Raw genomic sequence first — 15704 nt, forward strand, 5'->3', positions numbered from 1 at the left:
CATATTCGTAACAGAGGCAAGGTCGTGTATCTCCAAAACCAGGTTGTCGAGCCAAGTTATTAACAACAATAGTACGTATATTTTGTAAAGATTGAAATAGTAGTTTAGACTTACTATAAGGCACCCCAGCTTTTCGCGGTCTCTTCTGTCCGCATAGGCAGGCTATAGCGAACAGATGAGCCTGCAAAAATCTGTGGCACCTCTGAACAGTTACAATTCAGAGAAAATAGAATCACAGAGTTGCTACCCCTGTGAGGAGTTACAATTTATTTCCAGGAAATTTCCCAATCCTTTTCTTCTTCTATAAATTTTATTTTGTAGTTTTCCAATGCCTTCATCACCGGTTCATAAATCTTTTTTACGGTTGGGATATGCACACCCGCAAGTCCGGAAATTTCACCGGTCAACAGCATTTTCGCGGCAATGGCTACCGGCAGACCGACAGTAATGGACATGGCCGTATGGACATTGTCTTCACCATAAACGACCATTGTGGAAAATATTTTTCTGATCCTGTTGTTTAATTCATAGACGAATTGATGCTGCATCACCAGCATATCGATATCGTCGGCATCCAGAGACCATTTTGATTCCAGTAAGTGTTGCAGAATTTCCGCGGGAGTTGCTTGTTCAAGACCAATCACATCATCACTGAAAATACCTAACCAGCGCAACTTATACATCATGGCGCTGTCTTCATCCACTTTCAGATATTCAGCGACTTTATGCTCCACAGGTTTTTCCTTGCCATAAGGCAGGTATGAATTGATAAACTGGCGGTATGTCGCATTTTCAGAGTCATTGAACAGATAATCATCACTTGTCATTCCCAGCTGAACAAACGCATTCCACGCCTTGCAGAAGCCGGGGCGACGAATGGTGCCACGAAATAAAGTTTTAACATCATCCAGGCCATAGATGCTTTTATACCCCAGAGAATCACGATTGGGATAGGCCTCAAATTCGCCTAAATCCAGGATGTTGATTCTTTCATAACGCTCAAAAAGTTTATTGTATGGAATATATTTATATCGCCCGTTGTGTAAAAACTGAGAGTTACCCTGCCCGGCTAAAACCACATTTCTTGGATTCCAGGTGAATTTGTAATTCCATGGATTATTGTCGTACTTGGGGGCTATAAGCCCGCCTGTATTCGATTCAAATTCCAGGATCTTTCCACCTTTTTCTTTTATTCTGTCAATAACCTGCATAGCGGACATATGATCTATGCCCGGGTCAACACCAATCTCATTGAGTATAATAATGCCTTTTTCTCTGGCCTGCTGATCCATGGCCCTTACCGCCTCCGAAACATAAGAGGCGGTGACCATATTCACACCATGTTCCAGGCAGACCCGGGCAACGATGTGATGAAAACCGGCCGGGAGCATAGAAATAACGATGTCGGCATTTTTCACCTCCAGATCCACCTGTTTCTGATTCCTGACATCGAAAATAAAGGCGTCACCTCTCCTGTGTCCTGCAATCTTTTTCTCACATAATGCAAGTGAAACATCACCTAACCTGACAGTCCAATCGTATTCTTCTGAATGATCGAGCAAGTATTTTATCAGGCTTGAAGTTGATAATCCGGCACCCAGTATTAAAATTTTTTTCATGACACTCCTGATTGATCCTCCACTCTCAATAAATTTCAGCCACCGGACACAGGTGTAAGAAGTGTAACTGTATCACCATGTCTCAGTAATGACTTTTCTTCACACTGTCTGCCGTTGATCAAGGCAGTACGCTGAACTTCACCGGGAATACTCAATGCGGCGAGCAAATCTGTAACGGCCGCTCCCTGGGAGAGTTCCAGGGTGAAAATATTCCCGTCCTCCGGGGAGTAGCTCTTCAGATCGCCATAGAGTTTGACATTGATCTGAATACGGCCGGGTTCCTCAATAAGGCCAAGGCTTGCCAATTTTTCAGTTGTCGGGATGCCATCTGGCGTCCATTCCCTCACCTTGTAATATTCATCCAGCATTTCCTCCAGGTGACAGACATGGCCCTCTGCAGGCCCGGCCGGCATCGGTTCTTCGGTGAGGCGTTTGGGGAGGCTGTCCTCTTTTCGGGAGAATCCGGCTTTTACAAGATACATTCTTTCAGCATTGATAATCCGTTGACCCGCCTCTGAGAGCTCCTCCAGGGTGTAGTCCGCTCCTGTGACGGCGTTCATATACTCAAGTATTCCTGTGGGGGCGATATCCAGATCCTTCTCCACAAGGTTACGAACCGTGAAAAATATACACAGGCCTGCTGAATCGATGATGGCGGAATGATCCTGAAATGCCTGGGTGGGGCGCGCTTTACCCTTCCACTCTAAAGGATCTGAGGATTTGGGGATCCCAAACAACTCAAAATAGGCAGGATCACCCCGCATATGGGAACCACCGATAGGGCTGGTGGCATAAGCCAGGCCCATTGCCTGGGCGCCCCGGGGCTCGTAGCCGGGAAATTCCTGCTTCTTGGAAACCATGGCAAGCTCAGGGTGACCACAACTCTCAGCCAGGCGATAGCTGCCCTCTGCCAGTATATCGCCAAATCCTTCACGGGTTCCAGTCAGGCGGGTCAACTCAACCAGGGCATCACCATCTCCCCAGCGGAGGGAGCGGCCGATTTTTTCCTCAGTGAGATAGCCACGTTCCACCAGCTCCATGGCGCAGGCTATAGTAGCTCCCATGGTGATGGTGTCCATTCCCAACTCGTTGCAGATATAGTTGGCCTTCACCACTGCTGCCAGGTTATTGATCATGCAACTGGAACCCATGGCGTAGAGAGTTTCATACTCAGGACCTTCGCCCTCTCCTGTATATTTCGAGCCCACCAGCCTGGTTTTCCGGCCGCACCCTATCGGGCAACTGAAACATGCGGAGTTTGTCACCAGATATTTTTTTGTCAGTTCACGGCCATCAATATCCTCCCAGCCATCGAACATCCCCTGTTGCCAGTTCCTGGTGGGGAGTACACCTAAATTCTGAGTAGCCATTACCACACCGGCAGTACCATTGATCCTGAGACCGACGGGCGTTTTTTTTGCCTCCTCATTGAACCGTCCTAATATCTCGCGGTTAAAGGTCTTGAAACGCTCCTCATCCGCTATGGACACCTTCTCATCACCCCGAACAACTACCGCTTTCAGATTTTTTGAACCCATGACGGCACCGACACCTGATCGCCCTGCCGCACGGTCTCTGTCGTTCATTATGGACGCGAACAGGACTCTCTTCTCGCCGGCGGGGCCAATGCAGGCCACTTTTGCCTTCGCTTCGGTTTCCACCAACAGGGCGTCTGTTGTTTCGTGAGTGGTCATACCCCACAAATGGGTGGCGCTTCGCAGTTCGGCTTTGCCCCGGTCGATCCATAAATAAAGGGGCGTTTCGGCACATCCTTCTATAATTATTGCATCAAATCCACCTCGCTTGAGTTCTGTCGGGAACCTGCCGCCGGAATTTGAACAGGTGATCCCTCCGGTAAGTGGTGATCTGGTCATTACCGCGTAACGCGCTCCGGTCGGTGTACCTGTGCCTGTCAGCGGGCCAGTGGCCATAACCAGGATATTGTCAGGAGACAGGGGATCACATTTCGGATCCAGTTCCCTGTTTAAAATCCAGGCCCCCAGGCCTCTGCCACCGATATAATCTTTTGCGACTTCCGGGTCCAGTTCTTCGACCAGCAGTGTGTGCTCCGTGAGGTTGACCCTGAGAATTTTCCCTTTCCATCCAAACATATTATCTCCCAAAAAAAATGATTCTCCCGGATGTGAATATACTCTTTTTTTTACGGTTTTTCAGCCAACTGCCACTGATCGGCTATCTGAAACAATCAATCGCCCTGAAACCAGCCTTATGGTCCAGATTGAATTGGATCAGGCGTTTTTCCAGTTCGAAAAACCGATCTTCGCCGGTTAAGGAAACACAAGCCCTGAGACCTTCATGCCGATCACTGCCGGTTGTGGTGAGGGCGATGGAACTTATCCCGTAATAGAGTAATTCTTCCACCAGTTCCACCCCGCTGAAACCAGGGTAGGATAACGTAAAATAGAAGCCATCGGCAATCGGCTGGTCTTCATCCTTTTCATAAACAATCTTAAAACCGTTTTCAGTGAAAAGATGCTTCATCACCTTCGCGCGCCTGCCATATTCCGTGACAGGTCTGACGTAGTCATAGACCCCATCATTTGTGGCTTTCAAGAGCGCCGTCAATCCATACTGGGCGCTGTGGCTGACCCCGGAGCTCATTGCGTACATTGCACCGAAAATAAAGGCATAACCGAACTGGGAGCTGGAGAAAAACCGGGTAAGATCATGATATTCATTTAAAAACAGCTCGTCAGATATGGCAGCCATGCCAATCCGCTGGCCGGCCAGAGAGAATGACTTAGAGCTTGAAATCAACAGTATGTAGTTGTCTGTATAGTTGGCCACACTCGGGATATACGGGGCACGGCCAGGCCGCGAGTAATCATGCCTGAAGTCCATACCAAAATACGCAAGGTCCTCCAGGGCGACGACGTCATACCTGGTACAGAGTTCACCAATAACCCGCAACTCCGCCTCGATGAAACATATCCAGGAAGGATTGTTGGGATTTGAATACATAAGTGTTCCAATATCCCCTTTACTCAGATATGATTCCAGCTTTTCTTTGAGCTTCTCTCCCCGGTAATTATAAACGTCGAAGCTTTCACTCTCAATACCGATAACACCTGTCTGGATTTTATTGACTGGAAAACCGGGATCGATAAAGAGCACTTTATGCTGTTTTTTGTTGCGTCTTGATGAAACCATAAGAGACATAAAACAGCCCTGCATAGACCCGACGGTCGGCAGACAGTGGTCCGGCTCAACTGAAATATTAATAAAATTCTTTATAAAACGGGAGATTTCATCTTTGAGCCGGGGGATGCCGTCAAACGGCGGATAGATGGATCCTACTTTATTATTTAATGCTTCAATCTCAGCATCAATGGCGATCTGTGGCGGAGGAAGTCCCGGAATACCCATTTCCATGCGGATAAAGCGCTGGCCGGAATCTTTTTCAATATTGGTGACGAGGCGGTTACATTCCCGTATGGATGCAAGACCGACACACTTCAGGCCACTTTTTACGATATTTGTTTTTACTGTCTTTCCATCTACAGGTGTTTTAACCATTGGAAACCTTAACCCGAATAGATCAGGATTTTAATTTCATCATTTTAAAGGTCCTAACCCCGGCGAGCGGGATAAGTACCTTGGCAGTATTAAAAAGGAGTTACATAATTCCAAAATTAATTACTCAGTTGCTTGTTTTTTGTAATAAGGCACGAAACCAGTGTCTATCCAGAAATGAGGATTTTTGTTCGAGATCAAGGCGCACGGAAAATTTTACCGCATGCATATAATTGATATTCCCAGGATAAATTTTTTCGGGCAAAAAGACCAACTATGGACAGGCACAAACTAGTGTCACGTCAACAATGAAATGACGAAATATTGCTCTGTAATTTTTTGTGCCATTCTGTCTGCGACTTTGAGCGCATAGTTGAGCTATGTAACATAAGCCGCAGGCGGGATGGCGCGAAAAAGGACAAGCAAGATACGTCAGAGCAGTGTTGACGGGACACTGGATCCGTCATGGTTTCAAAATACCCTGTGAGGAGTTACGGATCCTTCAACTCACCGACCAACGGTCAAAAAAGATTTGAATATATTTTCAACGGCAGGCAATCCCCGCCTATATCTCCCCGCTTGATAAGAAACTCGAAATACGTTGTCAGGGCCTTCTGCTTCAAATCACCCAGGTCATACTCAATACCCTGCAGGTATTCATAACAACTGGACACCGGCATCGGAATGCGGGAGGCTGTTATTTCGCATATCTCTTTCAATGCAGTCTTCCCCTCGTCCCTGCAACAAATAAACTCACGGTGAATTTCATCCAGTGTTTCCTGGTGTTCAGAACAGAATTCCTCCCGAACCGCACAAACGGCAAAAACAAAGGGTAATCCTGTTTCCCGTTTCCATATATCCCCCAGATCAAACTGGTACAGATAAGTCGATTCAGCGACCAGCCTCAGGGCATCATCCCCAATGGCAAGGACAGCTTTGAAATCATCACCAACTTCTCCTGTGACGTCACCACAGGTATAAGAAGGATTAACACCATTAAATTCTTCAAAAATTATTTTCACCAGGCCCACTGAAGTTTCAGACTGAGAAGTCAGTAAAACAGGAGCCCTGTCAAGCTGGTCAAGGGGTACATGGGAAAAAAGAAAAACAGAACCGACAGGCCCATTGGCACTGATTGAAAGACCGGACAGGATTTTGTATTTTTGCGGATGGAGTCCATATTCAAAACTGGAGATAAAGCCGAGATCAAGCTCTCCTTCTGCCAGTTTTCTGTTCAACCGGGTCGGTGCAGCCTCCACAATCTCCCATCCCTCCCTCACAACGGACTGTTTCCAGGTTTCATGAATTGGTGCCGTATTGATATAATCCACCATACCAATTCTTGCGGTGATCTTCTTTGATGCATTCATAAAAACTGATCCTCATCTTTTTCCTGAACCCTGCACTTCCGCCCATTCAATCTTACTTCCCGGCAGATAAACCGGCATGGCCGGATTCTATGGTTCGGCCTAAAAAGCCGATGAAAACCCTGACGGCGGCAATACAATCTTACGTCGCAGTTTTCCAGAGAAACAAAAAACCCGGACCTGCTGATTGCAGGAGTTTTTCAGACAATCCAGAAAACTTCAGCAGGTCTTCCCCCCGAAACTAACTCTTTTACCACTTCGTAACCATCTCTGCACTGTCTAAGTTTTTGAGAAGAAACCTGCAACAGTTTCGCAGAGTAACCCGGCGCTATTATGCCGACCTGATTCCGGCCTCCATATCCCGGAATCATACCACCCCTGGTTGCCATCTTGAGAATTTCGGCGGCCTGCAGTTCTCCATACATTTCATACAGAAGTCGCATTTCCTCCCAGAGATCAACCGTTGTATTGGAGGCAAACGAATCAGTACCAAGAACAAGCACTATTCCGGCACGTACCATTTCCATCACCGGTGGCCGTCCCACATTGAGAAACCTGTTGCTGCCAGGGCAGAGGCAGACTACGGCTCCTCTTTTTCTGATGAGATCAATATCATTCCCGGAGATATGAACGCAGTGTACTAGAAGAGTTCTGTCATCAAGAACATCGAGGTAATCCAGGTATTCTATTACACTTGAAAATTTTCCGGCAGGAAATACAAATGTCCCGTCCAGGCGACCCCGCTGCTCAAGAAACGATCTGAACTCACCTTTGCCCGTTCTTACAAATTCAACCTCACCCTTTGACTCTGCCGTGTGAATGGAAAAAAGATGGTTCTGTTCAAGACTGCGCTTTTTAAGCAGCTGTATTGCCCCGGGAGATGTTGAATAAACCGCATGGGCTGTTGCCGGATTTTTACTTATTTTTTTGTTTTTGTTTTTGTTTTTCTTATTATGATTTTCTATCAGAGCAGAGAGTTCTGCTTCAATCTCTTTTGTTGGTGCGATATATTCCTGCAGGCGATAAAGAAAGGGCCCCCGCCCAGCCATCCGTTCCCGACATGAATTCGGAACGACCATGTTTCCGATATCCACAACAGCACCAACTCCGGAATTATGCTGATCACGGAGAACATTTAAAAAAGCAGCAATATAATCCTGGCCGCCCTCCCCTTTCTCCTCACGTTTTTCAATGAGCGCGTTTATCCAGTCGGTGAACTTTTCATACCCACCCGGCTCCATCTCTCCTTTCATACATGACAGTTCCAGATGAGCGTGACAGTTGACCAGGCCCGGCATCAGAACTGTCGGGCAGCGGTGCTCAATTCCATCCGGAAACTGTTCCACCAGGCTTTTACGAGGACCGACCGCAAGAATTTTCTCCTTTGCCACGACAACGGATCCATCAGCTATGACCTCTCCTGAACCCGTAACCACCCACTCCGAAGAAAATATTTTATAATTACCCACGGTATTAACAACTCTGTGAGAAATTATCCATCTTTCGCAGGCCGGGTACAAATCCCGCCCCGCTTATCAGATTGCGGATCTCTTTTTCTGAAAGAGCAAACCTGACTCCGGCTGCCGCGACGACATTTTCTTCAATCATGGTTGAACCGAAATCATTGGCACCAAAATGAAGTGAAAGCTGTGCGATTTTAGGCCCCTGGGTGACCCAGGATGCCTGAATATTATCAAAATTATCAAGATAAATCCGTGACAGGGCCACCATCCGCAGATATTTTACAGCAGAGCTTTTTTCGGTTTCCGCCAACATGGTATAATCCGGTTGAAACGGCCATGCAATAAACGCGGTGAATCCTCCAGTCCGGTCCTGCAAGTCCCTTAACCTGCGCAGGTGCTCAAGCCTTTCGGCCACAGTCTCCACGTGACCGAACATCATGGTCGCCGTTGTTCTCAATCCCTGTTTATGGGCTTCTTCCATCACCGCCAGCCACTCATCGGCAGTGCATTTCCGTGGGGCAATCTTCCGTCTTACCCGGTCACTGAGTATTTCAGCGCCACCACCAGGAATTGACCCGAGACCAGCGCGAACCAGTCTCGTGATGACTTCACTTATATTCTTTCCACTGATATTGGAAAAATGCACAATTTCAGGTGGTGAAAAGCCATGAACATGAATGGCGCGGGAACGTATAAACTGCACCATTTCTTCATAAAATGAAAAGGGGAGGTCCGGATGCAGTCCTCCCTGAAGAAGAACCTGCGTTCCTCCCAGCTCTTTTGTTTCCTGAATTTTTTTATCAAGCTCATCAGAACCGAGAACGTAACCATCTTTTCCTTCGGGCTTTTTATAAAATGCGCAGAACTTACAGGCGGAAATGCAGATATCCGTATAATTGATATTTCTATCAATAACATATGTAACCAGTTTACCGGGATTCTTTCTCCTGCGAACAAGATCAGCCAGCATAGCGAGCTGATGAAGATCACCCTCTTTTTCAAGAAAGAGAAACTCTTCATCTTCAAGTCGCTCTGACGAAATTGTTTTATCAATAATTTTCTCAATCATGGATCTGCACCACATTGTAGAGGGTATCTCTCTCCACTGGAATTCTCCCAGCCTCCCGGATCAGCCTTATCAGCGTCCTGCTGCCTATAGCCTGGTCCGTTGACGCTCCAGCCATATGAGTAATCACCTCTTCCTTCACGGTTCCATCCATATCATCCGCACCAAATGAAAGGGCTATCTGGGCCATTTTCGGACCAATCATCACCCAGTATGCCTTGATATGTGGGAAATTATCAAGAAACAGGCGTGCCACTGCCACATTTTTCAGATCATCAATACCATCCGGTCCGGAAATTTCGGCCATAGCAGTATTTCGCGGATGAAAGGCAAGGGGAATGAAGGTCATAAATCCCCCTGTTTCATCCTGTGCCCTGCGCAGATTGTAGAGATGCTCCAGTCGTTCCTCATCTGTCTCGATATGACCGTACAACATGGTCGCATTGCTCTTCAAACCAATCCCATGTGCGGTTTTCGCAATTTCAAGCCAGTCGTTTCCGGAAATTTTCTTCTCACAGGTGAGTTTTCTTACCCTGGGACTGAACACCTCCGCGCCACCGCCCGGAAGAGAACCAAGACCAGCCTCCACCAGTATTTCCAGGGTCTTTTCCACATTCAGACCGGCCAGGTCAGCAAGATGTGCTATTTCCACACAGGTAAAGGCCTGGATATGCACATCCGGCCTCACTTCCTTTATCCCTTTCAACAGTTCAAGATAATATGAAAAGGGCAGTTCAGGATGAAGCCCCCCCACCATATGTATCTCTCTGATCGGCTCCGACAACCGCGCACGGACTTTTTCCTTCACCTCTTCCACGCTCATCTCGTAGGCAAGATCAGAGTTTTTTTCCCGGCCGAAGGCACAGAATTTACAGAGATTACTGCAGATATTTGAATAATTTACATGTTGATTGTAAATAAAATATGCGTGATTGCCGTTCAACCGGTTCCTGACGATATCAGAAAGAAAACCAAGCAGTGGAAGATTGTCGGTTTTATAAAGCTTAAGACCATCTTCCAGATCTAAACGTTCTCCCGCCTGAATTTTTTCCAGAATATTTCCAAAACCTGCTTCATGTATATATCTTTCCATCTGTTTCCCTGGTAGTATGAAATCTGACTCCGTGTAATACCTGAACAATTGCAGGATTTAAGTAATAGCTCACAGGCTCAGGTGAAAGACAAAAGGCCGGGTTATTTACCCGGCCTTCCTGATGCCTTTTTGCACACCTTAAAACATTCACCTGCCGCCACAGGAAATCAGTCTATAAAAAATTTAAGTTTTTCCCGACGACTGGAATGCCTCAATCTGTTCAGAGCCTTCTTTTCAATCTGCCTGATACGTTCTCTGGAAACATTGAATCTCTTACCGATTTCCTCCAGTGTATACTCGGCCTTTTCACCTATACCAAAACGCAGGCGAATGATTTTTTCTTCCCTTTCACTCAAAGTCCCGAGAATATCATTGACCCTGCCGGAGAGTTCTCTTGTCTGTACGGCATCATAGGGAGACTGGGATTCCTGGTTTTCAAGAAAATCACCCAGGGTTGAATCATCATCCCCTACAGGAGTTTCAAGAGAAATCGGCTCCCTTGACGCCTCGAGAATGGACAGGATCTTGTCCATGGGTAAGTTGATGGATTTTGAAATTTCCAGAGGAGTCGGTTCCCTGCCCAGCTCCTTGAAAAGGGCGTAAAATGCTTTGAAAAACTGACTGCGCAATTCAAGAAAATGCACAGGCAGACGAATTGTCCTGGTCTTATCCAGAATTGCCCGTGTAATAGCCTGACGAATCCACCAACTGGCATAAGTGGAAAATTTATTCCCTTTGGTATAGTCAAAACGAAAGACTGCACGCATCAGACCAAGATTACCCTCCTGGATAAGATCAGCCAGAGTCAACCCCTGGTGCATATATCGCTTGGCAATGGAAACAACAAGCCGCAGGTTGGCACGGATCATCGTGTCTTTTGCCACTTCTATGGACCGGCTGTAAGCTTCTAGTTTAGCCTGCAACTCAAACAATTCCCTTTTGTCAGGATATCTCTTGGCCGCACTTATTACAGAATAGCGCATGAAATTGAGCTGCTGTTTCTTGGGTTTTAGAGTCGGGTCCCTCTTCTCCCATAAGTCAATTCTTTCACAGAGAACCTTCATGTCAGGAGTTCCGGAACTGTCCTCCCGAATGGCTTTTATTATTGATTCGAAACCCTGTCTGATGGTTTTACTGTATTTCGCCTCTTCTTCAGGAGTAAGGAGATCAAAGCGCCCCATTTCCCGCAGGTAGGTGGTTGTAGTCTCCTCTCCCTCGTGGGAATCTTCTTCCGTTATCGGGAGCTCCTTTGCCTCCAGTTCATCAGCTCCTTCTTTTTTCTTTTCCCAGAGCTCACCGGACAGGGTTCTTTTCTCGCCGTTTTTTTCAACAGTCACTATTTCAATAGCATGAGCACCGAGAAAATTGAAAATATTCTCTATCGCATTGGGATCCCTGATTTCATCCGGCAAGAGTTCGTTCAACGTATCAAAGCTGATACAGCCTTCTTCCTTTCCAGCTTTCAGAAGATTTTCTTTAAGTTCAGGTAACACCTGTGAACCACTCCATTGCTTGAATTTTAGAGACTATCCTGTACAATACTTTTACAATTCACAGAACAGTCATGGGAAAACCGAAGAAAACCCCGGTGATTTTTGACAAAAAAAAAGCCAGCGAGGAAGATCTCGCAAGCGTGTAGTATTTTAAAAAGAGCATATTCATACTTCACTTATCCTTAAAAAGCAATATAAAAAATACAACTTAACTCAATAAAGCGGAACAGCTGCTCCAGATACATAAGCCATTCATGCCCTTGGGTGCGACAATAAATAAACATCCCAAATGCAGCAAAAAACCATTTGCCAGACATCTCCAGGAAAGTGATTATGGAATATGAAACACTTGAGAGTATTCCGGCTATTACTCTGCAAACTTATATTATAGCACTGAATTGCTTAGATTCAAGGCGGTGATTTATCTTTTCACACCATTCTGTCAGCAGGGAGATCTGATTTCCCCAGACCGTAATCGCGTACAGTAGAGGATACTACAGCCTGAAAACGTGAACGGATCCCCGAAAGAAGACAGTCTGTTTTTCTGATAAATTTAATGGCTAATGGATTTCAAAGTGTTATCAACTCTCCGGTGAGCAGTCTGGGGAAAAGGATATATTCAGGAACTACTATGACAAAGACACGATCCAGCGGCATTCTCGCCCACTTCAGCTCTCTCCCCTCACCCTTCGGGATTGGCGATATAGGTCCTTCCAGTTATCAATTTATAGACTTTCTCGTGGCATGCAACCAATCATTCTGGCAATTTCTTCCAGTCGGACCCACCAATTCCTTTTTTGATGATTCCCCTTATATGAGTATTTCGGCATTTGCCGGTTCTCCCCTGCTGATTTCTCCTGAACTTCTTGAAGAATCTGGTCTTATCTCTAAAAAAGAACGGGACAACCACCCTGACTTTTCACCATACAGGACCGATTTTCCCACAGTGTCCCGATACAAGAAACAACTTCTCCAGATAAGTTATAAAAATTTTTCCGGCCATTCTTCATCGGAATACAGGAGTTTTATCAAAAAGCACAGTTACTGGCTTAACGACTATGCTTTCTTTATGACATACCGGGAAAAATACCAGGAACAGGAATGGTCCAGATGGCCTTCCCATGCGCGGAATCGTAATAAAAGTGCCATGGACACCCTGTATGAAAATGAATTTGACACGATTAATTATTTTAGATTTGAGCAGTTTGTTTTTCATACTCAATGGAAGAAACTGCGCAGTCATGCGAAAAAAAATAATATCCGTCTCTTCGGCGACCTGCCCATTTATGTTGGTTATGACAGTGTCGATGTCTGGGCAAACAGGGAACTGTTCACGCTTGACAGACACACCCTGAAACCGGACCCGGTTGCCGGTGTTCCTCCCGACTACTTCAGCCCCACAGGCCAGCGCTGGGGAAACCCTCTTTATAACTGGCACCATCGGGACGAAACAATCAGGGAAAGTCTCTTCCAATGGTGGAAGAGAAGGCTGCGCAATCTTTTTTCCCTGGTTGATGTTGCCAGAATTGATCACTTCCGCGGTTTTGAATCCTATTGGGCTATCCCGGGAAATGAACCCACAGCCGAGAAAGGAGAATGGCAAAAAGGCCCCGGAAAAAACTTTTTTAACCGAATATTCAGCGAACTAGGCCCACTCAATATCATAGCCGAGGATCTCGGAATCATTACCCCTGAGGTTGAAAGACTCCGTGATGACCTTGACTTTCCAGGCATGAAAGTACTGCAGTTCGCCTTTGATAACGATCCCGACAACACACACCTCCCGCACAATTACACCACCCCAAACTGCGTTGTTTACACAGGCACCCATGACAATGATACTACAGTAGGCTGGTTTCTCAGCAACCAGATCAGCGAAAACCAGAGAGCAACCATAAAAAAATCAGTGAACAGAGAACTCCACGACAACAGCCCGATCCACAGGGACCTCATCCATCTTGCCCAATCATCCATTGCCATGTTGAGTATATATCCTCTCCAGGATATTCTCGGGTTTGGCAGTGACTGCAGAATGAATATTCCGGGGGTGGCGAAGGGAAACTGGAAATGGCGGTGCAGCCGGGAATTCCTTACCGAAGAAGTCGCACGCTATCTTTCAGAAACGACAAGCCTCTTTGGACGGGGAAGAAAAGAAAAAGAATAGAAAGTAAATATATTGACAACCTCCGGCCAGTCAGTTATAAAGCACCACACTGGCCCCATCGTCTAGTGGCCTAGGACACCGGCCTCTCACGCCGGGAACAGGGGTTCGAGTCCCCTTGGGGTCACCAGAATTATGTCCAGCGAAAACAACAAGTTACTTGTTTTTTCGCTGGACATTTTTTTGTTTTAAAGTAGTTTAATAAAAGATAATTTTGGGGGTTTTTGGGGGAAAATATGGCAGGCAATGGTAAATTAATGGTAAATTTACCATGACAATTTCTCAGTATTTTATTCTCTACTGAAGCTTGAGTTTCGAATCATCCTGAAAAGACATGTTGGATTTCTCCAATCCCGAACCCGTAATTTTTCAAAGTTGGTCAGCAGGATATCCGGGATAAACGCTCAAATGACTTCTCCTGATGCAGATAGGGAGGAAATGCCATGGGAAAATCGGAGAAACAATCTGTACCGCAGGAACCCTCTTGAAACGGCAACCGAATGTCGAGGTACGGCCCTTTAAAAACGCTTCCCGGCTCGTTCAAAAGTCGTTCAAGTATGGTGGAAAAAAATGGAGTGGTAACTGGAAAGGTTGTTCTCAGGAAATCCTTGATACCCTGTTCAACATGATGGGCAAGAACTGAGGGTATCATGATGGCAACGTCACTCCGTTTGCAGGTGTTTCATTGAGCATATTTTCCAGAAAATAGAGCGCAGCAGGCAGCGGAACACGGGCCAGCCCACCGATTTCACCAAAGGAACGGTTTTTGGTCCACACCTGGCCCTGATCATACTTCTTAATCTGCTTGAGCTGCTGCGGCCTGATCTGTGACGTCCATTTGACTTCCACCGGAAATACTTTTCTGTCTTTAACGCAGGCGATATCCACTTCACCTCCCCTGGCCTTGATATAATAGGTCGGCAGAATACGACGACAGAGTGCAGCAGCACTTCCTTCGACAAGTTGACCAGTTCTGGCCGCATCCGAGAGAGTCACCTCCTCCATCAGTCGGTAGCCATCTCGGCTGTCCGCACTTATCCAGTTGAACATGGCGTGATAGATAAATGGATCGGTAAAAAAAACCTTTTTGGCCTTCTTGGGTGCTGCGCACAACCGATCTTCCTGCAAAGCTGGCAGAATAAACATTGCATCCATGTCCGCCAGGAGCTGCACATAATCAGCAACCGTTTTAGGATGGTCTATGGACAAATCAGCCAGGAGGTTGTTCCAGGTGATCTGTGATCCATACCGTTTAATAACGGCCATGATAATCTCACGCAGGTAATGTTCCTGTTTTCCCCGTTTCAGCATATCTCCACGGATCCAGTCTGAATAGGTCCGCAGAGTGGCCGGAAGAATGCGGCCTTCCGCCGCCATGTCATTGATTGCTGTTAGAAACCCACCATGGCGGAGATACTCGTCAAAGGCAGAAAAGAGTGACACTATAGTTGCATCCGGTAGTCCCTGGAGGCCGGATTTCGGAACGTATTCCTGCCCATCCTGCAAAATATTCTTGAGCCTGACTGTTTCCCTGAAACTCAACGGATAGAGATGGAAATCCACCTCATCCGCAGTTCCTCTGCGGCCGGGAAATCGCATGCGAGCCTCGTTGAGGATAAGCATGTCTGAGCCGGTCAGCACCAGGCAGATATCCTCCAGTCGCCCAGCATCTGCCAGAAACTTAATCCCCTTGTCCCAACCCCGGATATAGGTGACCTCATCAACCAGCAGGTATGCTATCTGCGAAAACTCATCAATGATATCATCGATGAGCCGAACAAGACTATGATGGTCGTCAATCAGCTCACCACTGAGATAGATGACTGTTGCCGGCAAGACACCCTCTGCCAGCAACCGCTGCATCCACTGTTTCAGCAGGGTCGTTTTTCCCACCTGCCGCCCTCCGGT

Annotated in this window: 11 protein-coding genes and 1 tRNA gene; 2 read left to right on the top strand and 10 right to left on the bottom strand. The window is 46.6% G+C overall.

Annotated features, from left to right (window positions below; genetic code table 11):
* Nucleotides 1–266: 266 nt before the first annotated feature.
* The 8 genes from ACXLDX_RS13630 to ACXLDX_RS13665 form a co-directional block, all read right to left on the bottom strand.
* A complete protein-coding gene (locus ACXLDX_RS13630; RefSeq protein WP_457577737.1) occupies nucleotides 267–1619 on the bottom strand; it encodes a saccharopine dehydrogenase family protein in 1353 nt (450 codons plus the stop codon).
* A gap of 35 nt (nucleotides 1620–1654) precedes the next feature.
* A complete protein-coding gene (locus tag ACXLDX_RS13635; RefSeq protein ID WP_457577738.1) occupies nucleotides 1655–3730 on the bottom strand; it encodes an aldehyde ferredoxin oxidoreductase C-terminal domain-containing protein in 2076 nt (691 codons plus the stop codon).
* A gap of 82 nt (nucleotides 3731–3812) precedes the next feature.
* Nucleotides 3813–5156 carry an aminotransferase class I/II-fold pyridoxal phosphate-dependent enzyme gene (locus ACXLDX_RS13640; RefSeq protein WP_457577739.1) on the bottom strand — a complete coding sequence of 448 codons (1344 nt, stop codon included), beginning with the start codon at nucleotides 5154–5156 and terminating at the stop codon, nucleotides 3813–3815.
* A gap of 518 nt (nucleotides 5157–5674) precedes the next feature.
* Nucleotides 5675–6523, bottom strand: coding sequence for a menaquinone biosynthetic enzyme MqnA/MqnD family protein (locus ACXLDX_RS13645; protein ID WP_457577740.1), 849 nt, complete (start codon nucleotides 6521–6523; stop codon nucleotides 5675–5677).
* Nucleotides 6524–6720: 197 nt separating this feature from the next.
* Nucleotides 6721–7956: an amidohydrolase family protein gene (locus ACXLDX_RS13650; protein WP_457577741.1), complete on the bottom strand. Its 1236-nt coding sequence runs from the start codon at nucleotides 7954–7956 to the stop codon at nucleotides 6721–6723.
* A 37-nt stretch (nucleotides 7957–7993) separates the two neighbouring features.
* Nucleotides 7994–9052 carry a cyclic dehypoxanthinyl futalosine synthase gene (gene mqnC, locus ACXLDX_RS13655; RefSeq protein WP_457577742.1) on the bottom strand — a complete coding sequence of 353 codons (1059 nt, stop codon included), beginning with the start codon at nucleotides 9050–9052 and terminating at the stop codon, nucleotides 7994–7996.
* Entirely contained in the window at nucleotides 9045–10142 is a 1098-nt protein-coding gene (gene mqnE, locus ACXLDX_RS13660) for an aminofutalosine synthase MqnE (RefSeq protein ID WP_457577743.1), read from the bottom strand. The genes mqnC and mqnE overlap by 8 nt, the downstream gene beginning before the upstream one ends.
* 167 nt (nucleotides 10143–10309) lie before the next feature.
* The gene (locus ACXLDX_RS13665) at nucleotides 10310–11635 is read right to left on the bottom strand and encodes a sigma-70 family RNA polymerase sigma factor (protein ID WP_228857004.1); all 1326 of its coding nucleotides are present in this window, start codon (nucleotides 11633–11635) and stop codon (nucleotides 10310–10312) included.
* 631 nt (nucleotides 11636–12266) lie between these two features.
* Between ACXLDX_RS13665 and malQ the strand changes: the two genes are divergently transcribed.
* Nucleotides 12267–13799, top strand: a complete 1533-nt coding sequence (malQ, locus tag ACXLDX_RS13670) for a 4-alpha-glucanotransferase (protein WP_457577744.1) — start codon at nucleotides 12267–12269, stop codon at nucleotides 13797–13799.
* A gap of 51 nt (nucleotides 13800–13850) precedes the next feature.
* Nucleotides 13851–13926: transfer RNA gene (locus ACXLDX_RS13675), tRNA-Glu, on the top strand.
* A gap of 249 nt (nucleotides 13927–14175) precedes the next feature.
* On the opposite strand, the gene ACXLDX_RS13680 is transcribed toward ACXLDX_RS13675, so the two are convergent.
* On the bottom strand, nucleotides 14176–14448 hold the full coding sequence (locus ACXLDX_RS13680; RefSeq protein ID WP_457577745.1) for a helicase with metal-binding cysteine cluster: 273 nt from the start codon (nucleotides 14446–14448) through the stop codon (nucleotides 14176–14178).
* Nucleotides 14445–15704: ATP-binding protein (locus ACXLDX_RS13685; protein ID WP_457577746.1), on the bottom strand; the 1260-nt coding region annotated here is incomplete at its 5' end. The genes ACXLDX_RS13680 and ACXLDX_RS13685, both read right to left, overlap by 4 nt.

Source organism: Desulfomarina sp. (genome assembly GCF_054039375.1).